Source organism: Streptomyces sp. NPDC040610, from assembly GCF_055594065.1.
The window spans coordinates 180,872-205,838 of record NZ_JBVIXA010000006.1 but is presented as its reverse complement, the minus strand read 5'-3'; the positions used below and the strand labels follow the sequence as shown (position 1 = coordinate 205,838).

General features: G+C 72.1%; 23 protein-coding genes, 7 tRNA genes and 2 pseudogenes. 20 read left to right on the top strand and 12 right to left on the bottom strand.

Features of this window, described 5'->3' with window-relative positions; translation table 11 throughout:
- Positions 1 to 28: 28 nt before the first annotated feature.
- On the bottom strand, positions 29 to 1,492 hold the full coding sequence (locus ACZ6AA_RS22340; protein ID WP_468453498.1) for a serine/threonine-protein kinase: 1,464 nt from the start codon (positions 1,490 to 1,492) through the stop codon (positions 29 to 31).
- A gap of 196 nt (positions 1,493 to 1,688) precedes the next feature.
- Here ACZ6AA_RS22340 and ACZ6AA_RS22335 point away from each other — a divergent pair.
- From ACZ6AA_RS22335 to ACZ6AA_RS22320, 4 genes and pseudogenes are all read left to right on the top strand, one after another.
- Positions 1,689 to 1,987, top strand: a pseudogene (locus ACZ6AA_RS22335) (hypothetical protein).
- Between the two features lie 234 nt (positions 1,988 to 2,221).
- Complete coding sequence (locus ACZ6AA_RS22330) at positions 2,222 to 2,425, top strand: hypothetical protein (protein ID WP_030360535.1); 204 nt, start codon at positions 2,222 to 2,224, stop codon at positions 2,423 to 2,425.
- A 330-nt stretch (positions 2,426 to 2,755) separates the two neighbouring features.
- On the top strand, positions 2,756 to 3,700 hold the full coding sequence (locus tag ACZ6AA_RS22325; RefSeq protein WP_468453176.1) for an aminoglycoside phosphotransferase family protein: 945 nt from the start codon (positions 2,756 to 2,758) through the stop codon (positions 3,698 to 3,700).
- 69 nt (positions 3,701 to 3,769) lie between these two features.
- On the top strand, positions 3,770 to 4,063 hold the full coding sequence (locus ACZ6AA_RS22320; protein ID WP_468453178.1) for a TFIIB-type zinc ribbon-containing protein: 294 nt from the start codon (positions 3,770 to 3,772) through the stop codon (positions 4,061 to 4,063).
- 69 nt (positions 4,064 to 4,132) lie between these two features.
- Here the strand turns inward: ACZ6AA_RS22320 and ACZ6AA_RS22315 are convergent.
- The 5 genes from ACZ6AA_RS22315 to ACZ6AA_RS22295 form a co-directional block, all read right to left on the bottom strand.
- Positions 4,133 to 4,207: transfer RNA gene (locus ACZ6AA_RS22315), tRNA-Val, on the bottom strand.
- A 41-nt stretch (positions 4,208 to 4,248) separates the two neighbouring features.
- Positions 4,249 to 4,320, bottom strand: a tRNA-Val gene (locus ACZ6AA_RS22310).
- A gap of 45 nt (positions 4,321 to 4,365) precedes the next feature.
- Positions 4,366 to 4,437: transfer RNA gene (locus ACZ6AA_RS22305), tRNA-Val, on the bottom strand.
- Position 4,438: 1 nt separating this feature from the next.
- Positions 4,439 to 4,512 (bottom strand) — tRNA-Cys (locus ACZ6AA_RS22300).
- A 42-nt stretch (positions 4,513 to 4,554) separates the two neighbouring features.
- A tRNA-Gly gene (locus tag ACZ6AA_RS22295) sits at positions 4,555 to 4,627 on the bottom strand.
- A gap of 156 nt (positions 4,628 to 4,783) precedes the next feature.
- Between ACZ6AA_RS22295 and ACZ6AA_RS22290 the strand changes: the two genes are divergently transcribed.
- The 3 genes from ACZ6AA_RS22290 (at position 4,784) to ACZ6AA_RS22280 (ending at position 7,566) form a co-directional block, all read left to right on the top strand.
- A complete protein-coding gene (locus tag ACZ6AA_RS22290; RefSeq protein ID WP_471459579.1) occupies positions 4,784 to 5,827 on the top strand; it encodes a chorismate-binding protein in 1,044 nt (347 codons plus the stop codon).
- Positions 5,824 to 6,645: an aminotransferase class IV gene (locus ACZ6AA_RS22285; RefSeq protein ID WP_468453182.1), complete on the top strand. Its 822-nt coding sequence runs from the start codon at positions 5,824 to 5,826 to the stop codon at positions 6,643 to 6,645. The genes ACZ6AA_RS22290 and ACZ6AA_RS22285 overlap by 4 nt, the downstream gene beginning before the upstream one ends.
- A gap of 96 nt (positions 6,646 to 6,741) precedes the next feature.
- On the top strand, positions 6,742 to 7,566 hold the full coding sequence (locus tag ACZ6AA_RS22280) for a GNAT family N-acetyltransferase (protein WP_468480706.1): 825 nt from the start codon (positions 6,742 to 6,744) through the stop codon (positions 7,564 to 7,566).
- Between the two features lie 37 nt (positions 7,567 to 7,603).
- Here the strand turns inward: ACZ6AA_RS22280 and ACZ6AA_RS22275 are convergent, their stop codons facing one another.
- Complete coding sequence (locus tag ACZ6AA_RS22275; protein ID WP_468453186.1) at positions 7,604 to 8,122, bottom strand: DsbA family protein; 519 nt, start codon at positions 8,120 to 8,122, stop codon at positions 7,604 to 7,606.
- A 195-nt stretch (positions 8,123 to 8,317) separates the two neighbouring features.
- Between ACZ6AA_RS22275 and ACZ6AA_RS22270 the strand changes: the two genes are divergently transcribed.
- On the top strand, positions 8,318 to 8,770 hold the full coding sequence (locus ACZ6AA_RS22270) for a hypothetical protein (RefSeq protein ID WP_468453188.1): 453 nt from the start codon (positions 8,318 to 8,320) through the stop codon (positions 8,768 to 8,770).
- Between the two features lie 221 nt (positions 8,771 to 8,991).
- Positions 8,992 to 9,183 carry a hypothetical protein gene (locus ACZ6AA_RS22265; RefSeq protein ID WP_468453190.1) on the top strand — a complete coding sequence of 64 codons (192 nt, stop codon included), beginning with the start codon at positions 8,992 to 8,994 and terminating at the stop codon, positions 9,181 to 9,183.
- Here the strand turns inward: ACZ6AA_RS22265 and ACZ6AA_RS22260 are convergent.
- Both ACZ6AA_RS22260 and ACZ6AA_RS22255 read right to left on the bottom strand, forming a co-directional pair.
- On the bottom strand, positions 9,157 to 9,804 hold the full coding sequence (locus ACZ6AA_RS22260) for a CGNR zinc finger domain-containing protein (protein ID WP_468480707.1): 648 nt from the start codon (positions 9,802 to 9,804) through the stop codon (positions 9,157 to 9,159). The two genes, ACZ6AA_RS22265 and ACZ6AA_RS22260, sit on opposite strands and share 27 nt — an antisense overlap.
- A 205-nt stretch (positions 9,805 to 10,009) precedes the next feature.
- On the bottom strand, positions 10,010 to 10,423 hold the full coding sequence (locus ACZ6AA_RS22255; protein ID WP_003959770.1) for an SsgA family sporulation/cell division regulator: 414 nt from the start codon (positions 10,421 to 10,423) through the stop codon (positions 10,010 to 10,012).
- 191 nt (positions 10,424 to 10,614) lie between these two features.
- Here ACZ6AA_RS22255 and ACZ6AA_RS22250 point away from each other — a divergent pair, with 191 nt between their 5' ends.
- The 4 genes from ACZ6AA_RS22250 to ACZ6AA_RS22235 all read left to right on the top strand — a co-directional run bounded on the left by ACZ6AA_RS22250 (position 10,615) and on the right by ACZ6AA_RS22235 (position 11,986).
- On the top strand, positions 10,615 to 11,061 hold the full coding sequence (locus ACZ6AA_RS22250; RefSeq protein WP_468453194.1) for a TIGR02611 family protein: 447 nt from the start codon (positions 10,615 to 10,617) through the stop codon (positions 11,059 to 11,061).
- Between the two features lie 84 nt (positions 11,062 to 11,145).
- Positions 11,146 to 11,217, top strand: a tRNA-Val gene (locus tag ACZ6AA_RS22245).
- Positions 11,218 to 11,428: 211 nt separating this feature from the next.
- Positions 11,429 to 11,875, top strand: coding sequence for an SRPBCC family protein (locus tag ACZ6AA_RS22240; protein ID WP_471459575.1), 447 nt, complete (start codon positions 11,429 to 11,431; stop codon positions 11,873 to 11,875).
- Positions 11,876 to 11,914: 39 nt separating this feature from the next.
- Positions 11,915 to 11,986 (top strand) — tRNA-Val (locus ACZ6AA_RS22235).
- A 74-nt stretch (positions 11,987 to 12,060) separates the two neighbouring features.
- Here the strand turns inward: ACZ6AA_RS22235 and ACZ6AA_RS22230 are convergent.
- On the bottom strand, positions 12,061 to 12,786 hold the full coding sequence (locus ACZ6AA_RS22230; RefSeq protein WP_468453198.1) for an exonuclease domain-containing protein: 726 nt from the start codon (positions 12,784 to 12,786) through the stop codon (positions 12,061 to 12,063).
- A gap of 167 nt (positions 12,787 to 12,953) precedes the next feature.
- On the opposite strand from ACZ6AA_RS22230, the gene ACZ6AA_RS22225 reads away from it, so the two are divergent.
- The 4 genes from ACZ6AA_RS22225 to ACZ6AA_RS22210 all read left to right on the top strand — a co-directional run bounded on the left by ACZ6AA_RS22225 (position 12,954) and on the right by ACZ6AA_RS22210 (position 17,712).
- Positions 12,954 to 13,520, top strand: a complete 567-nt coding sequence (locus ACZ6AA_RS22225) for a DUF4365 domain-containing protein (protein ID WP_030360522.1) — start codon at positions 12,954 to 12,956, stop codon at positions 13,518 to 13,520.
- A complete protein-coding gene (locus tag ACZ6AA_RS22220; RefSeq protein ID WP_471459811.1) occupies positions 13,517 to 14,746 on the top strand; it encodes a hypothetical protein in 1,230 nt (409 codons plus the stop codon). Before ACZ6AA_RS22225 ends, ACZ6AA_RS22220 begins: the two co-directional genes overlap by 4 nt.
- 239 nt (positions 14,747 to 14,985) lie before the next feature.
- Entirely contained in the window at positions 14,986 to 16,968 is a 1,983-nt protein-coding gene (gene thrS, locus ACZ6AA_RS22215) for a threonine--tRNA ligase (protein ID WP_468453202.1), read from the top strand.
- Between the two features lie 183 nt (positions 16,969 to 17,151).
- The gene (locus tag ACZ6AA_RS22210) at positions 17,152 to 17,712 is read left to right on the top strand and encodes an HIT family protein (protein ID WP_468453204.1); all 561 of its coding nucleotides are present in this window, start codon (positions 17,152 to 17,154) and stop codon (positions 17,710 to 17,712) included.
- A gap of 75 nt (positions 17,713 to 17,787) precedes the next feature.
- Here the strand turns inward: ACZ6AA_RS22210 and ACZ6AA_RS22205 are convergent, their stop codons facing one another.
- Both ACZ6AA_RS22205 and ACZ6AA_RS22200 read right to left on the bottom strand, forming a co-directional pair.
- The gene (locus ACZ6AA_RS22205) at positions 17,788 to 19,443 is read right to left on the bottom strand and encodes a hypothetical protein (protein WP_468453206.1); all 1,656 of its coding nucleotides are present in this window, start codon (positions 19,441 to 19,443) and stop codon (positions 17,788 to 17,790) included.
- Between the two features lie 271 nt (positions 19,444 to 19,714).
- Entirely contained in the window at positions 19,715 to 21,922 is a 2,208-nt protein-coding gene (locus tag ACZ6AA_RS22200) for an elongation factor G-like protein EF-G2 (protein ID WP_468480708.1), read from the bottom strand.
- Between the two features lie 205 nt (positions 21,923 to 22,127).
- Here ACZ6AA_RS22200 and pgsA point away from each other — a divergent pair.
- From pgsA to ACZ6AA_RS22185, 3 genes and pseudogenes are all read left to right on the top strand, one after another.
- A pseudogene (pgsA, locus tag ACZ6AA_RS22195) lies at positions 22,128 to 22,857 on the top strand (phosphatidylinositol phosphate synthase).
- Entirely contained in the window at positions 22,854 to 23,789 is a 936-nt protein-coding gene (locus ACZ6AA_RS22190; RefSeq protein ID WP_468453210.1) for a phosphatidylinositol mannoside acyltransferase, read from the top strand. The pseudogene pgsA and the gene ACZ6AA_RS22190 overlap by 4 nt, the downstream one beginning before the upstream one ends.
- Positions 23,786 to 24,952 carry a glycosyltransferase family 4 protein gene (locus ACZ6AA_RS22185; protein ID WP_468453212.1) on the top strand — a complete coding sequence of 389 codons (1,167 nt, stop codon included), beginning with the start codon at positions 23,786 to 23,788 and terminating at the stop codon, positions 24,950 to 24,952. Before ACZ6AA_RS22190 ends, ACZ6AA_RS22185 begins: the two co-directional genes overlap by 4 nt.
- Positions 24,953 to 24,967 lie beyond the last annotated feature (15 nt).

Below are 24,967 nucleotides of genomic sequence, written 5' to 3'. Positions count from 1 at the left end.
CCCGGTGCCTTGAGCCCGGGCGGCCGGGTCAGCGCTGCGGGCCGCCCGCGGCCCGGTCCACCCGCTCCGGGTGCCGCGCCCGCTCGGGCTGCTGTGCCTGCTCCGGTACGACCACGACGCTCACCCCGTGCCCGTCACGGTCGGCGCCGAGCCCGCGCGCGGGCCCCTGGCACCCTTGCGCCGCGGCGATCCCCAGCGCGACCAGCAGCGTCACGACGACGAACACGAAGAGCCGCTGCCGAAGCAGCCGCGGATTGGCGGGCCGGAGGCCGGTGCCCGTGCCGCGCGGCCCCTTCCGCCCCGTGCCGCTGCGGGGCGCGGGCCGACCGCCCGGACGCGAGGGGTCACGCGGCGCCGAGGGCCGTGAGCCGGACTGCGAACCGCCGGTGCGGGACCCTCCCGTACGGGACCCGCCGGTACGCGACCCACCGGTGCGGGAGCCGCCCGTCCGTGAGCCCCCGGTGCGCGGGTCGCCCGTGCGGGGCCCACCCGTGCGGGATCCTCCGGTCCGGGGACCTCCGGTGCGCGGGGCGCCGGGGCGCGAGGAGCCGGTCCCGAACTCCCCGTGCTCCGTGTCGACACCGCCGTACTCGCCGTACGCGTCGGTGAGCGTCGGCCGGTCCTGATCCTGGCGGGGCGCGGGCGGCCGCACATCGCTGAGGCCCTGCGCCTCGCGGGCCGCGATCTCCTTGAGCCGCAGCGACAGTTGGAGCGTGCTGGGACGTTCCTCCGGGTCCTTGGCGAGACAGGCCCGCAGCAGCGGAGCGAGCGCGTCCGGCACCCCCTGGAGCTGGGCCTCCTCGTGCACGACCCGGTACAGCATCACTTCGGAACTGCCGTGCCCGAAGGGCGAGTCGGCCATCGCGGCGTACGCCAGCGTGGCACCGAGCGCGAACACGTCGGTGGCGGGCGTGACGGCGGCGCCGCGCACCTGCTCGGGGGCGAGGAAGCCGGGCGAGCCGACGGCCGTGCCGACGTGGGTCAGGGTCGAGGCGCCCGTCGCCCAGGCGATCCCGAAGTCGATGATCCGCGGCCCCTTCGGGGACAGCAGGATGTTGGACGGCTTGAGGTCGCGGTGCACGACACCGGCCTCGTGCACGGCGACGAGCCCCTCGGACAGCGCGGAGCCGACGACGGCGACCTCGGCCGCGGCCAGCGGACCCTCGGCGGCGACCTTGTCGTGCAGCGAGGGCCCGGGGACGTACTGCGTCGCGAACCAGGGGCGGTCGGCCTCCAGATCGGCGGCGACGAGCCGGGCGGTGCAGCCGCCGCGGATGCGCCGGGCGGCCGAGACCTCCCGGGCGAAGCGGGAGCGGAACTCCTGGTCCTCCGCCAGATCAGGCCGGATGACCTTCAGGGCGACGCGCTGGCCGCGGCGGTCGGAGCCCAGATAGACCACGCCCATCCCGCCGGCACCCAGCCGCCTGTGCAGCCTGAACGAGCCGACGACACGCGGGTCCTCGCGCCTCAGGCGCATCATCGCCATGTTCATCCCCGCTGCCCGGTCCGTCTGACGAGCCACAGCTTACGTTTCCGTGGCCGGGCACGTGCAGAGGCCGCGCCCTCGCGGGCCGACCGATTGTCAGTGCCTGGTGGGAAACTTGAAAAGTGGTCAGGTACCGCGGCGCACCGGGCTCCCGCCGCCGCCCGGCCGCCCAACCAGCCGTCGCTGAAGGGGGATTGATCGCGTGAAGGGTGACCGCGTGGAGACAGTGGTGGACGCCGGCGACACAACACGTACGTACGAAGTGGTGGCGAGCCGGGTGGGCCGCCGGGTCGAGACGGCCGTCCGCAGGGCAGTGGTGGAAGTGAGCGAAGTCACGCGCTGGGGGTGCCCCCACGCCGTTTAGGCAGTGGGGGAGGCTCTGTTGTCCGCACAGCGCGCTTCATGGCGTCCCGAGTCCTGGCCCTCGTGGAGCAGCCCGTCCCGAGGGAGGACAGCTCCGAGCGGCCCGGGCGCCCCCTCGGGGAAGACCCTGAGTCCTAGGTCCTCGTCTCCACCCACGGGAGTACTTGTGTGACGACCGGTCATCCTCGGGGAGGCCAGCCAATCGGTACGAGGGCATGACGCCCGGCGCGCCCGTGGGACCTAGATTTGAGGTCAAGCGGCGGGTGCAGCACTCGTCCCCCGAGGTCAGACACCCGCCGCTGCCAGCTTCACCACCAAGCACCACCAGCAGGACCCACAGCACAACCAACAAGGTCAGGAAGGGAGAGAACCATGGCTGACACCGCGCCGCGGACGATGATCCGCACCCAGGGGCGGAAGCTCTCCAGCTTGGGCGTGCGTCCTTCAGGAACGCGCCACCCGCTGGTGGCCACGCTCATGGTCCTCCCCCTGGCAGCCCTGCTCACGGTCGCGTTCGGCGGCTGGGAGGCAGTGGTCACACAAGCGTCGTCCGTGGGCGTGATGCTGGGGCGCTGAGCGGCGCCCCAGGCCCGGAAGAGCGGTCCGGGCGGGGACATCCGGCCATGAAACCCCGTGGGGACGGGGGTGCGGCGGACGGCACAACAGCCCGCGCAGCTGGGGAGCTGCGCGGGCTGTTTCTTTTCCGGCTTCTCCTCCGGGCGCCGGGCGACCGTTTCTTCTCCGGCCCCGGGCGACCGTGCTTCTCCAGGTCCCGGGCGACGCTTCTCCAGGTCCCGGGCGACCGCCTTTTCGGGCAGGGGCGAGCCACGGCACCGGACCGGGCCGTCCACCCCGCCCGCGTCCCGTACTCTCACGCGAGACGCACAGCCACACCCCGGGGGACCCGTGACCGCCCTGCTGCCCGCCCTGACCGCCCAGGCCAGACTCAGGGCCCGCCACAGCGACGACTGCGCCTGCAGCGACCCGCACGGCGTCCTCGCCGACCGCCCGGACGCCACCGTCGTCCGGCACGCCCAGGTCGTGGCGAAGGCGCACGCCCCCGGCACCCCCGAACCCACCCTGGCGGCCCGGCTCGCCGCGGCCGCCCACCCCGACCTCGCGGACACCCTCCTCGCCCCGCTGTCCCCGCGGCCCGACCGCCTCCACGACCGCCTGGTCACCCTCTGGCCGCACGGCACCCCGGTGGACCGCGACGACCCGGACGCGGCCCCCTGGGAGGCGGTGGCCGCCCTCCTGGCCCGGCTGCACCGCACCCCGCCCACCCGGTTCCCGGCCGGGCTCCCGTCGATGCGCGGCCCCGAGAAGGCGGCCCGCGCCGTGGCCCGCATGCGCGCCGCCGCCCCGCACCCCGCCGCGTCCCCGGTGGAGCGGGCGTGGGCGGTCCTGCCGCCCTGGGCCCGCGACGAGGCCCCCTACCCGGGCCCGCCGCACCTGTGCCACGGCGATCTGCACCTCGGCCAGCTCGTCCGTACGCCCGACGGCCGGTGGCTGCTCATCGACATCGACGACCTGGGCACCGGCAACCCGGCCTGGGACCTGGCCCGCCCCGCGGCCTGGTACGCCTGCGGGCTGCTGCTGCCCGAGGAGTGGACGTCGTTCCTGAACGCCTACCGCGCGGCGGGCGGCCCCGCCGTGCCCGCCGACGGCGGGGACCCCTGGCCCGCCCTGGACGTGCCGGCCCGGGCGCTGACCGTGCAGACGGCGGCGCTGGCGATCGCCAAGGCGGTGGCGGGGGAGCGGGCCCTCGACGAGGTCGAGGAGACACTCGTGGACGCCTGCCGCCGGATGGCCGCCGTACCGCCCGACTTGGCTCCGACCTGCGCGAAGTAGGGTGCACTGCACCACAGCCGGGCAGACATCCGGCGAATCAGTCACGACCGGCGAGGAGTTGAGCCGACCATGCAGTGCCCCAAGTGCCACGCACCGATGCACACGTACAACCGCAATGGCGTCCAGATCGAGCAGTGCAGTGGTTGCCGCGGGATCTTCCTCGACTACGGCGAGCTCGAGGCGCTGACGCGGCTCGAGAGCCAGTGGAACGGTCACCAGCCCCCGCAGGCCCCACCGGCGGCCCCGGCCTACCCGGCGGCGCCCGCGCCCGCCTGGGGCGCCCCGCACGCCGGTCACCACGGCCACGGTCACCACGGCCACAAGCGGCACAAGAGCTTCGGGCACATGCTCTTCTCCTCCTGAGCCACGCACGACCCGAGCGACACACGACGAAGCCCCCGGCCGTGGAGACGGCCGGGGGCTTCGTGGAGCTGGTGCGCGATACTGGGATTGAACCAGTGACCTCTTCCGTGTCAGGGAAGCGCTCTCCCGCTGAGCTAATCGCGCAGGTCAACCTGCAGATGCAGAAGCTGGTGGGGCGTACTGCGTGCGCGATACTGGGATTGAACCAGTGACCTCTTCCGTGTCAGGGAAGCGCTCTCCCGCTGAGCTAATCGCGCGGGGAAACCTCTGCATGATCAAAAGTCCATGATCAGAGATTCCAGTGGACGATACTGGGATTGAACCAGTGACCTCTTCCGTGTCAGGGAAGCGCTCTCCCGCTGAGCTAATCGTCCTTGGAGGTGGAGACGGGATTTGAACCCGTGTAGACGGCTTTGCAGGCCGTTGCCTCGCCTCTCGGCCACTCCACCAGGAGTTACGGGGGTTCGGGAAGATCCCCCGCGGTTCCTGCGAGCGGACGACCAGGTTCGAACTGGCGACCTCAACCTTGGCAAGGTTGCGCTCTACCAACTGAGCTACGTCCGCTTGTCTTTCCCGGTCCGCTTCCGCGTCCCGGCGACGTGTTGAACTCTAGCGGATTCCTGGGCCAGTACAAAAACGCGTTTGCGCAGCGTGCTGCGCTGGTCACCTCCTCGCCGGGGCCCGGGGCGCGCTCGGGACACCGGCCATAGACTCGCAGCCGTGCACGACCTGTCTCCTCTGGCGCGCTTCGGCGGCCTCGTCGCGACCGATCTCCGGGACGTGACCAGCGACCCTTCCGCCCTGGAGTCCGCGGGCTTCTGGGCGGTGTCCGCGGACTTCGAGGGCCGTCTGGTGTGTGCGCGCTTCGGGCGGGTGCGCGAAGAACCCGTCCCGGCGCCGGTCCCGGGCGCCTGGCGCGGCCCGGCCGCCGGTGACTGGACGTCGTCGCTCGACCGCGCCGCGTACACGGAAGGCGTGCGCCGCGTCCGCGAGCACATCGCGGCCGGGGACGTGTACCAGGCGAACCTCTGCCGCGTGCTGTCCGCGCCGGTCGCCGAGGGTGCCGACGTGGACGCCCTCACGGCGCTGCTCGCGCGCGGGAACCCCGCCCCGTACGCCGGAACGATTCGCCTGCCCGGCCACGGCGTGGAGATAGCCACGGCGTCGCCCGAGCTGTTCCTGCGCCGCGCGGGCGATGTCGTCGAGTCGGGGCCCATCAAGGGCACCGGGCGCACCGAGGCGGACCTCCTGGAGAAGGACTACGCCGAGAACGTCATGATCGTCGACCTGGTCCGCAACGACCTGGGCCGCGTCTGCGGGACCGGCACGGTGACCGTCCCCGACCTGTGCGTCGTCGAGAAGCACCCGGGCCTCGTCCACCTCGTCTCCACCGTCCGCGGCGAGCTGCGACCCGACGCGGGCTGGCCCGCCCTGCTCGCCGCCACCTTCCCGCCCGGCTCCGTGACCGGCGCCCCGAAATCCAGCGCCCTGCGTGTCATCGACGCCCTGGAGACGGCGCCGCGCGGCCCCTACTGCGGCGGCATCGGCTGGGTCGACGCGGACCGGCGCACCGGTGAGCTGGCCGTCGGCATCCGGACGTTCTGGATCGACCGGGGCGAAGGCGTGCTGCGGTTCGGTACGGGGGCGGGGATCACCTGGGGCTCGGACCCCGAGGGCGAGTGGCGCGAGACGGAACTGAAGGCCGAACGGCTGCTGAAGGTAGCCTCGGGCACGTACACATCCAGTGAAGGACCCCCCTCGTGAAGATTTGGCTCAACGGCGGCCTGCAGGATCTCGACTCCGCGCGGGTCTCCGTGCTCGACCACGGCCTCACCGTCGGCGACGGCATCTTCGAGACCGTGAAGGCGGTCGCCGGGCGGCCGTTCGCGCTGACCCGCCACCTGGACCGGCTGGCCCGCTCCGCCCGCGGCCTCGGCCTGCCCGAGCCGGATCTGGACGAGGTGCGGCGCGCCTGCGCCGCCGTCCTGGACGCCAACCCGATGGCGCTCGGGCGGCTGCGCGTCACGTACACCGGAGGGCTCTCGCCGCTCGGCTCCGACCGCGGCGACCAGGGCCCCACGCTCGTCGTCGCCCTCGGCGAGGCCGGCCGCCGCCCCGACTCCACCGCCGTGATCACCGTCCCCTGGACCCGCAACGAACGCGGCGCCCTGACCGGCCTGAAGACCACCTCGTACGCGGAGAACGTCGTCGCCCTCGCCCGCGCCACCGAACAGGGCGCCACGGAGGCGCTGTTCGCCAACACGGTGGGGCAGCTGTGCGAGGGCACCGGGTCGAACGTCTTCGTCGTGCTCGACGGCGAGATCCACACGCCGCCGGTGTCCTCCGGGTGCCTCGCCGGGATCACGCGCGCGCTGACCGTGGAGTGGACCGGTGCCCACGAGACCGATCTGCCGCTCGACGTCCTGGACCGCGCCGACGAGGTCTTCCTGACCTCGACACTGCGCGACGTGCAGGGTGTGCACCGCGTCGACGACCGCCAACTGCCGGGCGCGCCCGGCCCGGTGACGGCCAAGGCGATGCGGGTCTTCGAGGAGCGCGCGGGGAACGACCTCGACCCGTAGGGGACGAGCGGCCGCGGGCGGGCGCGGACGGCGCTCGGGGCGTGCGGGGCGTAAATCCGGATGACGCGGCGGCGCTCAGTGGGTACAACTCCCGTGATGACCACGACCCTGCGGCCGTCCGGGCCGCTCCACGAGAGCTCCAAGGGCGCCAAGTCGCGCGACTACGACGTCTGCGTGAACAGCCGCCCCGTCGGCCGGATAAAGCTGGCCACGAGCGCCGCCTTCGGGGCGGACGTCGCCGAGATCCTGGACCTGCGCATCGACGCCCCCGACCGCGGGCGGGGCCGCGCCACGGTGGCGGCGCTCGCCGCCGAGGAGGTCGCGCGGGGCTGGGGCTGCGCCCGGATCGAGGCCTCCGTGCCCGCGGGCGCCCCCGGCGCCCTCGCTCTTGCCACGGCGCTCGGCTATGTGGAGCGCAACCGCCAGATGACCAAGCCGTTGCCCCTGAGCCCGCCCGAGCTGCCGGGGGACACGACGGCACGCGCGATGACGGAGGAGGAGTACGCGGCGTGGATCGCGTACTCCAAGGCCACCTACGCGCAGGACTGGATCGACCGGGGCGTCCCGGCGGCGCAGGCGCAGGCCAAGGTCGAGGCGGACCTGAACAGTTCCCTCGCCGACGGCCTCGCGACCCCCGGCGCCCGGCTCAGCGTCCTGATCCACGCGGACGAGGTCGTCGGCACCCTGTGGGTCGCGGAGCGCGGCAGTGAGAACTTCGTGTACGACATCGAGGTCCGCGGCGAGCACCGCGGCCGGGGGTACGGCCGCGCCCTGATGCTCCTCGCCGAACGGCAGTGCCTGGAAGCGGGCAAGAGCCGCGTCGGCCTGAACGTCTTCGCGGGCAACACCCCGGCCCTGCGCCTGTACGAGTCGCTGGGCTACGAGGTGACGGCGTACTCCGTGTACAAGCCGCTGCTCTAGGGCCTGTCCGGCGGGCCGGCGCCGACCCGGGCCGCCGCTATCCGGCGAGGAGGCGGTCGGCGATCTCCTCGACGCGCTCGCGCAGGCCGTCCTGGCTCTTGCCGCCGTCCAGGCGCTCCCCGCCCACGACGTACGTCGGCGTGCCGGTGACCCCGATCGCCTTGCCCTCGGCCTGGTCGGCGTCGACGATCAGGATGTGCCGGCCGTCGACCAGCGCGGTGTCGAACTCCTCCGCGTCCAGACCGAGTTCGCGGGCCACCTCGACCAGGAGGGGTTCGCCCTCGCGGTCCAGGTCCTCGACCCGGGCCAGGACCGCCTCGACGTACTCCCAGCCCTTGCCCTGCGCCAGGGCCTCCTCGGCGGCCTGCGCGGCGGCGAAGGAGTGCTTGTGCTTCTCCAGGGGGAAGTGGCGGAGCCGCAGCTCGGCACGGTCGCCGTAGCGGGCGCGCAGGGCGCTCACGTCGTCCAGGGCGGTGCGGCAGTCGGGGCACTGCAGTTCGCACCAGATGTCGATGACGAGGGGGACGGCGGGGGCCGCGGGGGAGGAGTCGCTCATGCGCACAGTGTCCCAGCCCGTGGGGACGGGCCCCAACCGGGACCCGGGGCGCCGCCCACCGGCACCTGGGGAGGAGTCGTGACCCGGATATCTCCCTGATGTCCTCGGTGACCATGGCTTCCGGCGCCCCACCAGGTGCAGGATGGAGGGGACACCAGCGACACCGCACCGCGCCCGCACGCCTGGAGGACCGGGATGATTGCCGAGACCATCTGCTCCGCCGTAGCCGCGGCCGGCCTCGGCATCGCGGCCGTCACGGCCTACCGCAAGCGATTCCTCGCCGCCGCCCGCCTGGCCGCGTACTCCCTGGTCCCCATCGGTCTGGTCATGACCGGGGCCGTGGAGTGGGCCGCCGAGACGGCCTTCAGCCCGGTCGCGTGGACGGGCTTCGGCGTCCTCGGGGCGGCCTGGCTGCTGTTCCTGGCGACCCGCGCGGTGGAGCGCCGCTCCGGTGGCACCCGCAAGGAGCGCAGGGCCGCCGCGAAGGCCGCCCAGCGCGAGGCCGTCGCCCCCGCCGCGTCCGCCCCCTCCCTGGGCCCGTCCGCGCGCCCGCAGGCCGCGCCTGCCGCCAGGCAGAAGCAGAAGAAGGCCGCGGGCGGCGAGGACTTCAGCGACATCGAGGCCATCCTGAAGAAGCACGGCATCTGAGGCGCCCAGGAAGCGCTGGGGGAGCACTGAACAGGCACGGCTCGCGGCGCGCCCTCCGCGCCGCGTTCCACATTCCGGGACCTCGTTCGAGCGTATCCACGGACACCGTTCGCAGGTGCGCCGCGCCGGGCCCGCCAAGGTCACGGAATGCGGCGAACTCCCCCCTGGTCCGCGCGTGTTGGTAAGCGGCGGCCGCCGCGCTGCGTCATCATCACCGCGAGATGCTGGACACCACCACACAGAGCGATCCCGCCCCGCTCGACGAGCGGGAAACCGCCGTCGAGCTGCGCGGGAGCGCCGACGAACCGCGAGGCTGCCTCTTCGCGCTCTCCCAGCCACCGCTGATGATCTTTCTGGCGGTGATCGGCGGCCTGCTGCTCATGGCCTCACTGCACGATCTGCTGCTGCTCTAGCCGCGACGCCTCCTGGGGCTCCTGCCCGTCCTGCTCCAGACCCGCGGCCTCCCTGCGACGGGCCCGGTACGCGGCCACGTGCAGACGGTTCCCACAGGTACGGCTGTCGCAGTAGCGGCGCGAACGGTTGCGGGAGAGGTCGATGAAGGCGCGGCGGCAGTCCGGCGCCTCGCACCGGCGCAGCCGTTCCTGCTCGCCCGCGACGACGAAGAAGGCCAGCGCCATCCCGCAGTCGGCCGCCAGGTGGTCGGCGACGGAGGCGCCCGGTGCGAAGTAGTGCACGTGCCAGTCGTAGCCGTCGTGGTCGGTCAGGCGCGGCGTGGTGCCCGCGGCCGCGATCAGCTCGTTGATCAGGCTCGCCGCCACATGCGGCGCGGTGGCCGCGAAGACCTCGGCGAAGCGGCCGCGGATGCGGCGCACACCCGCCAGGTCCCGCTCCGTGAGCACGCCGACGTCGCTGATCGCGTTGCGCTTCACGAACTCGTTCAGAGCCGCGACGTCCGCGAGTCCGTCGGCGGCCGCGCCGCTCCCGGCGCTCGCGGCGCCCTCGTCGTCTGGCGCGGAGTTCACCAGATCGACCACGGCGTCGAGCGCACACCGGGTGTCGTGGGTGATCAGCACGATTCGCTCCCTGGCCTGGGGGTCGGGCTGGCGCCCGCCCGATGCTGGCCGATGCTAGCGGCTCGTGCCGCGCACGCCACGGCGCCGGCGCCGCGGAAATCCGCGACACCGGCGCCGGTGCCTGCTGCCTGCCGATATGTCGTTGTCGTACCCGCGCCGTCGCCCCGAGTCGGACGGCGCCCTGCGCTCCCGGACCGTGGCCGGACTAGCTTTCGGCCAAAATGTGCGAGAGCTCCGTGTCGAGATCGAAGTGACGATGTTCGGTGCCGGGCGGCACGGCCGCGTCGGTACGCTTCAGAAACGATTCCAGGGCCCGCGCCGGGGCCTCGAGCAGAGCCTCACCCTCGGGGGAGCTCAGGGCGATGCAGACGACGCCCTGACCGTGGCTACGGGACGGCCAGACGCGGACGTCGCCGGTGCCGGTGGGCCGGTGCAGGCCCTCGGCGAGGAGGTCGCGGGCAAACACCCATTCGACGGTCTCCTCGGCTCCGGTGTGGAAGGTGGCGTGCACGGCATAGGGATCGGCCGTGTCATACCGCAGTCCTGCGGGTACAGGCAGTGAGGACTCGCTCGACACAACGAGGCGCAGGTGCAGCTCGCAGCTGACCGTGGTGTTCATAAGCGCCAGGGCCTTTCGCTCAGTGTGCGCTCGGGGATTCGCACGTCGGCGAAATCGACATGCCACCTACGGTGCCGTTGTAAACCCCTCTGGGAGTTTTGGGTGTCTTTAGGTGGCTCGTATGGCGGACTGTCCGATTGGTTCGTACGGCCATTCCGGTGACGGGTTTCTGTCCGGTAAGGTTTGGCGGCATGAATACGGGGAGTGACGAGTCGAAGGTGGCCGACGCCGTCGACGACGTGGCCGAGCAGGTCAAAGCCGAGAAGCCCTTCGGGTCCCGGGCGCCTGAGTTCATCAAGGCCCGCCGGACGCTGCACCTGAGCTGGCAGGTCGGCGTCTTCATCGTGGGTCTGGCGGTGGTCGTCGCCGGCATCATCATGCTGCCCCTGCCGGGACCGGGCTGGGTCGTGATCTTCGGCGGCATGGCGATCTGGGCGACCGAGTTCGTCTGGGCGCAGCTGGTGCTCCGCTGGACGAAGCGGAAGGTCACCGAGGCCGCGCAGCGCGCCCTCGACCCCCGCGTCCGCCGCCGCAACATCATCCTCACGAGCATCGCGCTGGTGATCGTCGCGGCCCTCGGCGGGATCTATCTGTGGAAGTTCGGCATCCAGATGCCCTGGAAGATCAACGATCAGTGAGGCGGGCCCCGTCGGGGTGTGCGTCACCCCGGTCGGGGTGGTCGGGGGCACCCTCTGACATGGGGTAATGTTCTCTCTGCGCCCGGGCGATTAGCTCAGTGGGAGAGCGCTTCGTTCACACCGAAGAGGTCACTGGTTCGAACCCAGTATCGCCCACCCGGGATTGGGGGCCGGAGGCTGGAAACAGCCTCCGGGCCACTGTCGTATGCCCGGATGTATGCCGGGTCGTATACGCGGCCGTATGTGACGGCCTTTCATGGAATTCACACCCCGTGCGCGCCTTCCGGAATAACTCGTTCCTATTTCTGCGAGTTGACGATCCGTCCGTTCGGTCGCGCGGAAATCGGCCCGGCCGCAGACTGGCCCCATGGACTGGTGCCATTACCGCTTCCGCAGCGTATGGAATCTGCCCGCGGCCCCCGAGACGGTGTACGCCGTCCTGGAGCGGGCCCAGGACTACCCGCGCTGGTGGCCACAGGTGCGCGCCGTGACCCCCCTCGACGACCGCACCGGCACCGCGCGCCTGCGCTCACTGCTCCCGTACGACCTCGTCGTCACCGCCGAGGAGAGCCGCCGCGACCCCGGGCAAGGGGTCCTGGAGGTCACCATGACCGGCGACCTCGACGGCTGGGCGCGCTGGACGCTCACCGCCACCGACGGCGGCACCAGGGCGCGCTACGACCAGGAGGTCGACGTCCGCAAGGCCCTGATGCGGCGCCTCGCCGTACCCGGCCGGCCCCTGTTCCTCGTCAACCACGCCCTGATGATGCGGTCGGGGAGGCGGGGACTCGTCGCGTACCTGGAAGCGGTTTGAACCAACGGCGCCCGGACCTGTATTGTTCAGTGCGTTCCCGGGCGATTAGCTCAGTGGGAGAGCGCTTCGTTCACACCGAAGAGGTCACTGGTTCGAACCCAGTATCGCCCACCCGGAGAATCCCGGTCCGTCCCCGACGGACCGGTTTTTTCATGCCCGCACCCTGGCGGGCGACGCCCCGACGCTCAGGCAGCGGCGGGCAGTTCGGGCCGCAGCGGCCACGCGGGATCGACCGCCTCCGGCGTACCACTGCGCGCGAACCACGCCTGCAGCCCGCGCGCCTGAGCCGCGTGCCACACCGCCTGCAGCGTGTGCAGCTCGGCGGGGGAGAGCCGGTCGAGCCGGGCCGAGAAACGGCGCCCCACCGCACGGACGACATCCAGCGCGGCCTGCGCGTCGGCCGCCGCGTCGTGCGCGCCCGTCAGCTCCACCTCGTAGTGCGCGCACAGGTCCGACAGCGTGCGGCGGCCCTTGCGATAGCGGTCCAGATGGCGGTCCAGGACCCGCGGATCGAGCACGCACAGCGGGCGGCTCTCCAGATACCGCGCGAGCGACGAGGCGCGATGCCTGCGCAACTCCCGGTCGAACAGCGTCAGATCGAACGGCGCGTTCATCACCACCAGCGGCCGGCCCGCCGCGCCCTGCTCCGCCAGCTCGCGCCCTATCTCCTCCATCACCGGAGCCGGCCAGCGGCCGTTGTGCTCCAGATGCTCCTGGGTGAGCCCGTGCACCGCGGTCGCGGCGGCGGGCACCGGAACGCCCGGGTTCACCAGCCAGCGGGTGACACGGGGCCGGGCCCCCGCGCCGTTCTGAACGACGACGGCGGCCGACACGATCCGGTCGGTCTCGACGTCGACACCCGTGGTCTCCGTGTCGAATGCGGCCAATGGGCCCTCGTACCAGCACGTCATCCTGACGCAACTCCTCGTTCAGCTCCGGCAGTTGACCTGCGTAACTGCCCACGCTGGTGATACCCGGGCCGTTTGCGCCGAACCCGGCCCGGAGACAACAGAGGTACGGGGCACGGACATCGACCGGCCCGAGCGGGGAAACGTCTGGTTCGGAAGGCTTGTTGAACATGGCGCTCGCGCAGCCCGAACAGGGTGGGCTGCTGCCCGAGCGGATCGCACCGCCGCGCGGCACACTCGCCACCACCGCCTGCATGGAGACCCTTCAGGTGGGCTATCTGCACGCCGTCGCCGCGGCGGCGGGATGCTCGCTCTCCCAGCCCTTTCCGGACAACGGCATCGACTGGCACGTCAGCCACAGCGCCCCCGGGCACACGGTCGACGACGAAGTCACCATCAAGGTGCAGCTCAAGTGCACGTACCAGATACCGCCCCGACCGGCCGGGCCCGCCTTCTCCTTCACGCTGGACAACGCGCACCTGGAGAAGCTCGCCCGCACCCCCGTGTCGGTGCACAAGATCCTCGTCGTGATGATCGTGCCCCGCTCCCGCGACGACTGGCTGCGCGCCGGGCACGACCGGCTCGACCTGCGGCACTGCTGCTACTGGACCAACCTCGCCGGACACCCGGTGACAGGCAGGCGAAGGACCACCGTCCGCGTCCCGACCTCGCGGATCTTCGACGACCGCGCGCTCTGCGAGATCATGACGCGGGTCGGGACGGGAGGGAGACCCTGATGCACCGCCCGATCGACGAGCCCGCGCCGCCACGCGGCCCCCGGCCCCACCCCGTCCACACCCCCGGCCTCTGGTCCGATCCGCCCGCACCCGGCCAGGTCGACCCCGCCGTGCTCGGCGCGCTGCTCGACCGGCACGGCTGGCACCGCCGCGGCGGCGCCGCCGGCCGCTACTCCCGCTGGACGCCGCCAGGACCCGGCAACGGCGGCACCAGCCTGCTCGTACCGGAGAGCCGCGCCTTCCCCGACTGCGAGGACCTGATCGGCGAGGCCCTGACCGCACTCGCCCGCAGCTCCTCGCCGTCCGCCCGTGACGTCCTGGTCTCCCTCGCCGTGCCCAGCGACGAGATCCGCTGGTGGCGCGATGTGCCGAGCGGGCCCGCCGGCACCGCGACCTGGACCGTCGAGGAACGCCTGCGGGCCGCCGCGCGCCAGATGCTGCTCGCCGGGGCGCTCGCCGCGCGGGCCCGCGCCGGGTACTACGGCGCACGGCACCGCCGCCCCGCGACCGCCCTCCTGGAGGACATCCTCGTCGGACCCGCCCCCGGCGGACGGCGACTGACCGCGTTCGTCCCGGTCGCCGCCGGGCGGCCGCTAGCCGTGCGGCTGCACCAGGCGCTGTACGCCGCCCGCGAGGCCGTCGACTACCGGCGGGCCACCGGCGGCATGGACGCCTTCGACGGCGCCGTCGCCGCGGGCGTCAGCCACGAACTGGTCGAGGCCGTCGTCGCCCTCGTCCGCGGCACCGAGGGCGCCCGGGTCGAAGTGTCCTGGTCACCCGCCGCCGGAGTGCCCGAGGGCTGCGCCGCGGCCGCAGGGCCCGTCGAGTTCTCGCCCGGGGACCTGCCCGTGCTGCGTGAGGCCAGCGCCCGCTATCTGCGCGCCGAGCCGTCGGTCCCGGTGCGGCTCACCGGGGCCGTGGTGCGCATGCGGCGGTCGGGGCCGCGCGGGGCCGGGACGGTGCGGGTGCGGGTGCTCGCGGGCGCGGAGGTCCCGCAGGTCCGGATGGTGCTGGACGAGGAGGACTACCGCATCGCGGGGCAGGCGCATCTGGTCGGCCTGCCGATCCGGGTGCAGGGGCGGCTGGAGAGCCGGGGCGGTTTCCGCAGGCTCACGGAGGCGGCCGAGGTGGTGCCGGTGCCGGTCGACGAGGCCGAGCGGGACCGCCTGATGAAGTCGCTCCAGGAGAATGTGGACTTCTTCGAGGAGGCGTGCAGCGGGGACTGAGGGGGCGCGCGGCTGGTCCTGAGGAGGCGCGCGGCTGGTGCCGCGGGGGTGTTCGGCGGGTGCCGAAGGGGCGCGCGGGGAGCTTCGCGGAGGGTGCGGCGGGGCCGGGGCGGTACGGCGTCGCGCTTATCCGTTTCGCGATGGGCCCCGGGGGCTCGGTACGATTCGTTGCGCGCGCAGGAGCAGAGTCTGCGCGGCCCGCTTCCAGCAGGGCAGCCCCCTTCAGGCAGGAGAAACCGGTGTCAGACGTCCGTGTGATCATCCAACGCGATTCCGAGCGGGAAGAACGCGTGGTGACCACGGGCACCACGGCCGCCGACCTGTTCGACGGCGAGCGCACCGTCGTCGCGGCCCGCGTGGGCGGCGAGCTGAAGGACCTGGCGTACGCGGTCGCCGACGGCGAGGTCGTCGAGCCCGTCGAGATCTCCTCCGAGGACGGCCTGAACATCCTGCGGCACTCCACCGCGCACGTGATGGCGCAGGCCGTGCAGGAGCTGTTCCCGGAGGCCAAGCTCGGCATCGGCCCGCCCATCCGCGACGGCTTCTACTACGACTTCGACGTCGCCGAGCCCTTCACCCCGGAGGACCTCAAGCGCGTCGAGAAGAAGATGCAGGAGATCCAGAAGCGCGGCCAGCGCTTCGCGCGCCGCGTCACCAACGACGACGACGCCCGCGTCGAGCTCGCCGACGAGCCGTACAAGCTGGAGCTCATCGGCCTCAAGGGCAACGCCGCGAACGCCGCCGACGGCGCGGACGCCGAGGTGGGCGCCGGCGAGCTGACCATCTACGACAACATCGACGCCAAGACCGGCGAGCTGTGCTGGAAGGACCTCTGCCGCGGTCCGCACCTGCCCACCACCCGGAACATCCCGGCGTTCAAGCTGATGCGCTCCGCCGCCGCCTACTGGCGGGGCAGCGAGAAGAACCCCCAGCTCCAGCGCATCTACGGCACCGCGTGGCCGTCCAAGGACGAGCTGAAGGCGCACCTGGAGTTCCTCGCCGAGGCCGAGAAGCGGGACCACCGCAAGCTCGGCGCGGAGCTGGACCTGTTCTCCTTCCCCGAGGAGCTCGGCCCGGGCCTCGCGGTCTTCCACCCCAAGGGCGGCGTGGTCCGCAAGGTGATGGAGGACTACTCGCGGCGCCGCCACGAGGAGACCGGCTACGAGTTCGTGAACACCCCGCACATCTCGAAGGAGCACCTCTTCGAGACCTCGGGGCACCTGCCGCACTACGCCGAGGGCATGTTCCCGCCCATCGAGTTCGACGGGCAGAACTACCGCCTCAAGGCCATGAACTGCCCCATGCACAACCTGATCTTCAAGTCGCGCGGGCGCTCCTACCGTGAACTGCCGCTGCGCCTCTTCGAGTTCGGCACCGTGTACCGCTACGAGAAGTCGGGCGTCGTGCACGGCCTGACCCGCTCGCGCGGCTTCACCCAGGACGACTCGCACATCTACTGCACCAAGGAGCAGATGGCGGACGAGCTGGACAAGCTCCTCACCTTCGTCCTGGACCTGCTGCGCGACTACGGCCTGAACGAGTTCGAGCTGGAGCTGTCCACGCGCGACCCCGAGTCGGACAAGTTCATCGGCTCCGACGAGGACTGGGCGGAGGCCACCGAGGCGCTGCGCCTGGCCGCCGAGAAGCAGGGGCTGCCGCTGGTGCCCGACCCGGGCGGCGCCGCGTACTACGGCCCGAAGATCTCCGTCCAGGCGAAGGACGCGATCGGCCGCTCCTGGCAGATGTCGACCCTCCAGGTCGACTTCAACCAGCCCAAGCGGTTCGGCCTTGAGTACACCGCGGCGGACGGCTCGCGCCAGCAGCCCGTCATGCTGCACCGCGCCCTGTTCGGCTCCATCGAGCGGTTCTTCGGCGTGCTCCTCGAGCACTACGCGGGCGCGTTCCCGGCCTGGCTGGCCCCGGTGCAGGCGGTCGGCATCCCGATCGGCGACGCCCACATCCCCTACCTGCGCGAGTTCGCCGAGAAGGCGCGCGCCCAGGGCCTGCGGGTCGAGGTGGACGCCTCCTCCGACCGCATGCAGAAGAAGATCCGCAACCAGCAGAAGGCCAAGGTGCCCTTCATGGTCATCGCGGGCGACGAGGACATGGAGCAGGGCGCCGTGTCCTTCCGCTACCGCGACGGCTCGCAGGAGAACGGCATCCCGGTCGACGAGGCCATCGCGAAGATCGTGAAGGTCGTCGAGGAGCGCGTGCAGGTCTGACACCGCGCGGGACGCTTCAGGTGGCCCCCGGGGACGCCCCCGGGGGCCACCGCGCTCCCCAGCGGGACCGCGCGCCCTCGGGCGCCGGACGGGCGCTGTCATCGGCCATCGGTTGTCGCCCCGGCCTGGCCGGGGGCGGCCCGGGGTCCGCCCCGGCGGCACGCCCCGAACGGGCGAAGTCATATGCTGCACAGCATGACGATTGAGCCGGAGCAGCAGATCGGAGTGGGGACGCAGGACGCGTTCCAGCGCCTGTGGACGCCTCACCGGATGGCGTACATCCAGGGCGAGAACAAGCCCACCGGCCCAGGGGCGGACGACGGCTGCCCCTTCTGCTCGATCCCGGCGAAATCGGACGAGGACGGGCTGATCATCGCCCGCGGCGAGCATGTGTACGCGGTGCTCAACCTCTATCCGTACAACGGCGGCCACCTGATGGTGGTGCCCTACCGTCACGTCGCCGACTACACGGAGCTGACCGGCCCGGAGACCGTCGAGCTCGGCGAGCTGACCAAGCAGGCGATGACGGCGCTGCGCACCGCCTCCGGGGCGCACGGCTTCAACATCGGCATGAACCAGGGCACGGTCGCGGGCGCGGGCATCGCCGCCCATCTGCACCAGCACATCGTGCCGCGCTGGGGCGGCGACACCAACTTCATGCCGGTCGTCGGCCACACCAAGGTGCTGCCCCAACTGCTCGCCGACACCCGCAAGATGCTCGCGGAGGCGTGGCCCGTGGCGTAGCGCCCGAACGCACGGAGAAACGGAGGAGGGGGCGGCGCGACCCGATCGCGCCGCCCCCTCCTTCCGTGGCCGGGTCTAGGTGCCGTACACGTCCGCGTTGCGCGGCATGGGGTCCTGCACCGCCCCGCTGAGGAACGTGGCGCGGCCGCTGAAGCGGTCGGTGTTCACGCCGTTCTCCTCCAGGACCTTGATGGCCGCCGAGTGCACCACGCGCAGCACCGGCGTGGCCGCGCGCAGCGCGTCGTCGGCCATGAAGCGGTGCCGCCACGGCTTGTCGGCCCAGGCGTGGCGGAGGCCGAACGGCTCGGGCAGGACGAGCTTGCCGCCCAGGTAGTCCAGCATCGGCGGATACCAGGTGAAGGGGGCGCGCACGGCGAGGCGCACCACCTCCTGGGCGTCGACGAGCGGCAGCTGCTGCGTCTTGGTCTCCCAGAACTTGACGGTCTTGCTGACCGTCTTGGTCTTGGGGGAGGGCTTGCTGGTGAACAGCGAGTGCACGGGTCCGAGCGCGTGCCCCGTGACCTCGATGCGCAGGGTCTCGTGCAGCACGGTGACCGTGATCAGCATCGTGATCACCAACTGGCCGTCCCAGAGGGTGAACTGAACGCCCAGATAGTGCCGGTCGCCGCTGCCGAACTGCTGCTCGTTGCAGATGCGCTGTATCTCGTGGCCCTTGATCTGGAAGGCGTCGACGTCGGTGCCCGAGGGGCGGGAGACCGATCCCGCGTTCTCCCCGATGGGGGTGACGACCCAGTGCTTTATCGACGGCGTGGGGAAGCCGCCGGTGTGCAGGGGGCCGCGCTCCAGCATGCGGAGCTGGTCGTGCACCGCGCGTATGACGTCCCAGCTGCGGAACGGGTTGATCTCCTTGCCCGCTTCGCGGGGGGTCAGCTCCTCGGCGAGCTGCCAGCTGCCCCAGCGGGTGCCCATGCCCAGTATCCCCTTGGGCCCGGCGTAGAAGACGGAGTTGGACTGCTGCTCGGCGGAGAGCCGGGCGAGGCCCTGGCGCAGCCGCTCGGCCGCGGTCTCGCCGGGGCTGCCGGGAACCGCTTCGGGGATCTTGGCGCCGATGCCGCCGCCCGCGAGCAGGCTGTCCCAGCGGTCCCGCAGGTCCTTGGCGGTGCCCTCGGCGACATGCTTGGCCCAGAACCAGCCGAGCACGGGCACGATGGGGCAGATCCGCAGATACCAGGCCCAGAAGCCGTCGAAGGGCAGCTTGATCAGGAGCAGGACGACGAGGACGCCGAGGGCGACGAGGAGGGCCGTGGCGATGGCCTGGGTGCGCTTGTCCTTCTGCTTGGAGATCCACCGGCGGGCGGTGAACACCAGGAGCCAGGCCAGCAGGCCGGGCAGGAAGAGCAGCCCGCAGATCGCCATCACGGCCGTGAGCCAGCTGTCGCGCTGTCTGCGGATGCGGTTGGCCGCCAGGCAGTGCTCGACGACCGCCTGCGGTTCGGTGCCGAAGGACTGGATGAGCGCAGGCCGGGCGCCGCCGAGCATCCGCACCTGCACGGTCCGTGAGAAGGCCTCGCCCAGGCTGGGCTTGCACAGCGACCACAGTCCGGGCTTCACCACGGATTTGTGCCAGTCGCTGTTGGCCTTGAGGATGTCGTCGACCTCGCCGTCGCGATACGCCGCCGACGCCAGGGCATGCGTCGCCGCGGTCTGCCCTGCGGCGCCCGACAGCGGGACCTGGGCCCCTGGCCTGAAGTCGAATACGTCGTCCGCCACCTGCCGCCCCCAACGCCGCACCGCCCCTGGCGCCGCGACTCTTCCCGACTGCGTTGTTTCCCGACTGGGTTGTTCCCGGCCGCGCCGGTTCCCGAGTGTGTTGTCTCCCGAGATTCCCGACTGCGTTGCCCGGCACACCTGTTGCCCCGGCCGGTACAGCTTTTGATCAGGTCATCAGCGTATCGGTGCGCACTGACATCCGGCAGGGGGCCGCGAAATGCCGCCCGCCGGAGAGGCTCCGGACGGGCGGCGGCGGGCCGGGACGCGTCAACTAGACGCCGTGCTCGGCCTGTTCGCGGATCTTGTGGGACAGCTGGGCGGGCATCGGTTCGTGCCGGGCGTAGGACCGGCTGAAGCGTGCGGTGCCCTGGGAGAGGGAGCGCAGGTCCACCGCGTACCGGCCGATCTCGATCTCGGGCACCTCGGCCCGGACCAGGGTGCGGCCGCCCGGTGCCTGTTCGGTGCCGACGACGCGGCCGCGCCGCCCGGACAGGTCGCTCATGACCGAGCCCACGTGCTCGTCGCCGACGAGGACCCGCACCTCGGCGACGGGTTCGAGCAGGTGGATGGTGGCGTCCGCGGCCGCCTCCCGCAGCGCGAGCGCGCCCGCCGTCTGGAACGCGGCGTCGGAGGAGTCCACCGAGTGCGCCTTGCCGTCGAGCAGGGTGACGCGCACGTCGATGAGCGGATAGCCGGCCGCGACCCCCTTGGCCGCCTGCGCCCGGACGCCCTTCTCCACGGACGGGATGAACTGCCGGGGCACCGCGCCGCCGACGACCTTGTCGACGAACTCGATGCCGCTGCCACCGGGCAGGGGCTCCACCTCGATCTCGCAGATCGCGAACTGCCCGTGGCCGCCCGACTGCTTCACATGGCGGCCGCGCCCGGCGGCCCTGCCCCCGAACGTCTCCCGCAGGGACACCTTGTGCGGTACGAGGTCGACCTGCACGCCGTAACGGTGGCGCAGCCGCTCCAGAGCGACGTCCGCGTGGGCCTCGCCCAGGCACCACAGGACCACCTGGTGGGTGTCCTGGTTCTGTTCGAGCCGCATCGTCGGGTCCTCGGCGACGAGCCGGGACAGGCCCTGGGAGAGCTTGTCCTCGTCGGCCTTGCTGTGCGCCTCGATGGCGAGCGGGAGCAGCGGGTCGGGCATGTCCCAGGGCTCCATCAGGAGCGGGTCGTCCTTGGCCGAGAGGGTGTCGCCGGTCTCGGCGCGGCCGAGTTTGGCCACGCAGGCCAGATCGCCCGCGATGGCCTGGCTGAGGGTGCGCTGCTGCTTGCCGAACGGGGAGGACAGGGCGCCCACGCGCTCGTCGACGTCGTGGTCCTCGTGGCCGCGGTCGGCGAGGCCGTGACCTGACACGTGCACGGTCTCGTCGGGCCGCAGGGTCCCGGAGAAGACGCGGACCAGCGAGATCCGGCCGACGTAGGGGTCGGACGCGGTCTTGACCACTTCGGCGGCCAGGGGCCCCTCGGGGTCGCAGGTGAGGGCCGGGCGGGGCTTTCCCGCAGGGGTGGTGACGGCCGGGGCGGGGTGTTCCAGGGGGGTCGGGAAGCCGCCGGTGATCAGCTCCAGGAGTTCGACGGTGCCGAGGCCCTGGCGGGCGCCCTCGGCGGCGGGGGCGGCGGCGAGGACCGGGTGGAAGATGCCGCGCGCGACGGCTCGCTCCAGGTCCTGCACGAGGGTCTCGTAGTCGATGTCCTCGCCGCCGAGATAGCGGTCCATCAGGGACTCGTCCTCGCTCTCGGCGATGATCCCCTCGATGAGTTTGTTGCGCGCCTCCTCGATCACCGGCAGCTGGTCGGCGCCCGGTTCGGACTCCTTGCGTTCGCCCGACGCGTAGTCGAAGATCCGCTGCGAGAGCAGTCCGACCAGGCCGGTGACGGGCGCGTGCCCGTCGGGGCCCTGCTCGCCGTGGAGCGGCAGGTACAGCGGCAGTACGGCGTCGGGGTCGTCGGCGCCGAAGGCCTCGGCGCAGCACCGCGTGATGTCCGTGAAGTCGGCGCGCGCCGCCTCCAGGTGCGTGACCACGATGGCCCGCGGCATGCCGACCGCGGCGCACTCCTCCCACACCATGCGGGTCGCGCCCGTGATGCCCTCGGCGCCCTCGGCCGCCGAGACGACGAAAAGGGCCGCGTCCGCCGCGCGCAGACCGGCCCTGAGTTCACCGACGAAGTCGGCGTATCCCGGGGTGTCCAGGATATTGATCTTGTAGCCGCCCCATTCGACGGGGACGAGGGACAGCTGTACGGAGCGCTGTTGGCGGTGCTCTATGTCGTCGTAGTCCGAGACCGAGGTGCCGTCCTCAACCCGGCCCGCCCGGTTCACCGCCCCCGCGGTCAGCGCGAGGGCTTCCACCAGAGTCGTCTTGCCCGATCCGCTGTGGCCGACCAGCACCACATTCCGTACGGACGCGGGATGGTCGGCCGTCGCTGCCCTGCCGGCGGCTCCGGGGTGTGCGTTCGCCTTGTCGCCCATGCCTTGGCCTCCCGGTTACGCGCATGGATGAGGAGGCTCAGCCCCCTCAGGGATGCTGGCTGTGCGCGGACACACGGGACCCGCGTGCGGAGGCGGCTCCGGCGACGCCCGCGGTGCTTTCGAGCTTTGCACTCGCGTCACGGTGCGTCCATACGTCGTACGCGATCGTGAGGGGGCGAGCCGGTGTGTCGTGAGCGTGACTACGATGGGCCAGCCGGTGGCCAACGGGGCCGCCATGGGCACCGACCCTCGGGAAGGCCATGCTGAACAAGTACGCGCGTGCATTCTTCACGCGTGTCCTCACACCGTTCGCCGCGTTTCTCATCCGCCGCGGGGTCAGCCCCGACACGGTGACGTTCATCGGCACGGCCGGTGTCGTGGCGGGAGCGCTGGTCTTCTACCCCCGGGGCGAGTTCTTCTGGGGCACGGTCGTCATCACGCTGTTCGTGTTCTCGGACCTGGTCGACGGGAACATGGCGCGCCAGCTCGGCCGCTCCAGCCGGTGGGGGGCGTTCCTCGACTCCACGCTCGACCGGGTCGCGGACGGCGCGATCTTCGGCGGCTTCGCGCTCTGGTACGCGGGGTCCGGCGACAACAACGTGCTGTGCGCGGTCTCCATCTTCTGCCTGGCCAGCGGCCAGGTCGTGTCGTACACGAAGGCGCGCGGCGAGGCCATCGGGCTGCCGGTCGCCGTGAACGGCCTGGTCGAGCGGGCCGAGCGGCTGGTGATCTCGCTGGTCGCCGCGGGCTTCGCCGGACTGCACAAGTTCGGGGTTCCCGGCATCGACGTGCTGCTTCCCGTCGCCCTGTGGATCGTCGCCGTCGGCAGCCTCGTGACGCTGGTGCAGCGCGTGGTGACCGTGCGCCGTGAGGCGGAGGAGGCGGACCAGGAGGCCGCCAGCGAAACGCCACAGGAGAGCGAGACCGCTTCATGAGCCCCACGACGGAGAAGCTCACGGACGCGCTGTACGGCCTCGGCTGGAGCACCGTCAAGAAGCTTCCCGAGCCCGCCGCCGTGCGCCTCGGCCGCACCATCGCCGACCTCGCCTGGAAGCGGCGTGGCAAGGGCGTGCTGCGCCTGGAGGCGAACTACGCGCGCGTGGTGCCCGACGCGTCCCCGGCGCGGCTCGCCGAGCTGTCCAGGGCGGGCATGCGGTCGTACATGCGGTACTGGATGGAGTCCTTCCGGCTGCCGGCCTGGAGCAAGGACCGCATCAGGAACGGCTTCGTCGCCGACGACCTGCACCACCTCACCGACGGCCTGGCCTCGGGCCGGGGCGTGATCCTCGCGCTGCCGCACCTGGGCAACTGGGACCTGGCGGGCGCCTGGGTCACCACGAAGCTGGAGACGCCCTTCACCACCGTGCAGGAGCGGCAGAAGCCCGAGTCCCTGTACGACCGCTTCGTCGCCTACCGCAGCGGCCTCGGCATGGAGGTCCTGCCGCACACCGGCGGCTCCGCCTTCGGGACGCTGGCGCGCCGGCTGCGCGCGGGCGGCCTCGTCTGCCTGGTCGCGGACCGCGATCTGTCGGCGTCCGGCGTCGAGGTGAAGTTCTTCGGCGAGAGCGCGCGGATGCCGGCCGGGCCCGCCGCGCTCGCCCAGCAGACCGGCGCGTTGCTGCTCCCGGTGACGCTCTGGTACGACGACTCGCCGGTCATGCGCGGCCGTGTCCACCCGCCGGTCGACGTGCCCGAGACGGGGACGCGCGGCGAGAAGACGGCCGCCATGACGCAGGCCCTCGCCGACGCCTTCGCCACGGGCATCGCCGACCACCCCGAGGACTGGCACATGCTCCAGCGCCTCTGGCTCGCCGACCTGGACCCGGCGAAGGCGCCGGACGGCCCGGCGGCCGAGGGGTCGCCGTGAAGGTCGGCATCGTCTGCCCCTACTCGTGGGACGTGCCGGGCGGCGTCCAGTTCCACATCCGCGATCTGGCGGAGCACCTCATCCGCCTGGGACACGAGGTCTCCGTCCTCGCACCTGCGGATGACGAGACCCCGCTGCCGCCGTACGTGGTGTCGGCGGGCCGGGCCGTTCCGGTTCCGTACAACGGCTCCGTGGCGCGGCTGAACTTCGGATTCCTCTCGGCCGCGCGCGTACGTCGCTGGCTGCACGACGGCACCTTCGACGTGATCCACATCCACGAGCCGACCTCGCCGTCGCTCGGGCTGCTCACGTGCTGGGCGGCGCAGGGGCCGATCGTCGCCACGTTCCACACCTCCAACCCGCGCTCGCGGGCCATGATCGCCGCGTATCCGATCCTCCAGCCCGCCCTGGAGAAGATCAGCGCGCGCATCGCGGTCAGCGAGTACGCGCGCCGCACGCTCGTGGAGCACCTGGGCGGCGACGCGGTGGTCATCCCCAACGGCGTCGACGTCGACTTCTTCGCCCGCGCCGAGCCCAAGCCCGAGTGGCAGGGCCAGACGATCGGCTTCATCGGACGCATCGACGAGCCGCGCAAGGGCCTGCCGGTGCTGATGCGGGCGCTGCCCCGGATCTTCGCGGCCCGGCCCGAGGCGCGCCTCCTGGTGGCCGGCCGCGGCGACGAGGAGGAGGCCGTCGCCTCCCTGCCCGCCGAGCTGCGCTCCCGGGTGGAGTTCCTCGGCATGGTCAGCGACGAGGACAAGGCGCGGCTGCTGCGCAGCGTCGACGTGTACGTCGCCCCGAACACCGGCGGCGAGAGCTTCGGCATCATCCTCGTCGAGGCGATGTCGGCGGGCGCTCCCGTCCTGGCCAGCGACCTCGACGCCTTCGCCCAGGTCCTCGACCAGGGCGCCGCGGGCGACCTCTTCGCCAACGAGGACGCCTACTCCTTGTCCAACGCGGCGATCCGCCTCCTGCGCGACCCCGCCCGCCGCGAAGAACTCCGCGAACGCGGCACCAAGCACGTACGCCGCTTCGACTGGTCCACCGTCGGCGCCGACATCCTCTCCGTCTACGAGACGGTGACGGACGGAGCGGCAGCGGTGGCGACGGACGAACGCACGGGCCTGAGAGCCCGCTTCGGCTTGGCGAAGGACAAGTTGTAGGCAGGGGCCCGGGCA

What these genes read in the sequence shown, in the direction of transcription:
- ACZ6AA_RS22340 (WP_468453498.1), bottom strand. Translation starts at nt 1,492, where the DNA reads ATGAACATGGCGATGATGCGCCTGAGGCGCGAGGACCCGCGTGTCGTC.
- ACZ6AA_RS22330 (WP_030360535.1), top strand. Translation starts at nt 2,222, where the DNA reads ATGGCTGACACCGCGCCGCGGACGATGATCCGCACCCAGGGGCGGAAG.
- ACZ6AA_RS22320 (WP_468453178.1), top strand. Translation starts at nt 3,770, where the DNA reads ATGCAGTGCCCCAAGTGCCACGCACCGATGCACACGTACAACCGCAAT.
- ACZ6AA_RS22280 (WP_468480706.1), top strand. Translation starts at nt 6,742, where the DNA reads ATGACCACGACCCTGCGGCCGTCCGGGCCGCTCCACGAGAGCTCCAAG.
- ACZ6AA_RS22275 (WP_468453186.1), bottom strand. Translation starts at nt 8,122, where the DNA reads ATGAGCGACTCCTCCCCCGCGGCCCCCGCCGTCCCCCTCGTCATCGAC.
- ACZ6AA_RS22270 (WP_468453188.1), top strand. Translation starts at nt 8,318, where the DNA reads ATGATTGCCGAGACCATCTGCTCCGCCGTAGCCGCGGCCGGCCTCGGC.
- ACZ6AA_RS22265 (WP_468453190.1), top strand. Translation starts at nt 8,992, where the DNA reads ATGCTGGACACCACCACACAGAGCGATCCCGCCCCGCTCGACGAGCGG.
- ACZ6AA_RS22255 (WP_003959770.1), bottom strand. Translation starts at nt 10,423, where the DNA reads ATGAACACCACGGTCAGCTGCGAGCTGCACCTGCGCCTCGTTGTGTCG.
- ACZ6AA_RS22250 (WP_468453194.1), top strand. Translation starts at nt 10,615, where the DNA reads ATGAATACGGGGAGTGACGAGTCGAAGGTGGCCGACGCCGTCGACGAC.
- ACZ6AA_RS22240 (WP_471459575.1), top strand. Translation starts at nt 11,429, where the DNA reads ATGGACTGGTGCCATTACCGCTTCCGCAGCGTATGGAATCTGCCCGCG.
- ACZ6AA_RS22230 (WP_468453198.1), bottom strand. Translation starts at nt 12,786, where the DNA reads ATGACGTGCTGGTACGAGGGCCCATTGGCCGCATTCGACACGGAGACC.
- ACZ6AA_RS22225 (WP_030360522.1), top strand. Translation starts at nt 12,954, where the DNA reads ATGGCGCTCGCGCAGCCCGAACAGGGTGGGCTGCTGCCCGAGCGGATC.
- ACZ6AA_RS22210 (WP_468453204.1), top strand. Translation starts at nt 17,152, where the DNA reads ATGCTGCACAGCATGACGATTGAGCCGGAGCAGCAGATCGGAGTGGGG.
- ACZ6AA_RS22200 (WP_468480708.1), bottom strand. Translation starts at nt 21,922, where the DNA reads ATGGGCGACAAGGCGAACGCACACCCCGGAGCCGCCGGCAGGGCAGCG.
- ACZ6AA_RS22190 (WP_468453210.1), top strand. Translation starts at nt 22,854, where the DNA reads ATGAGCCCCACGACGGAGAAGCTCACGGACGCGCTGTACGGCCTCGGC.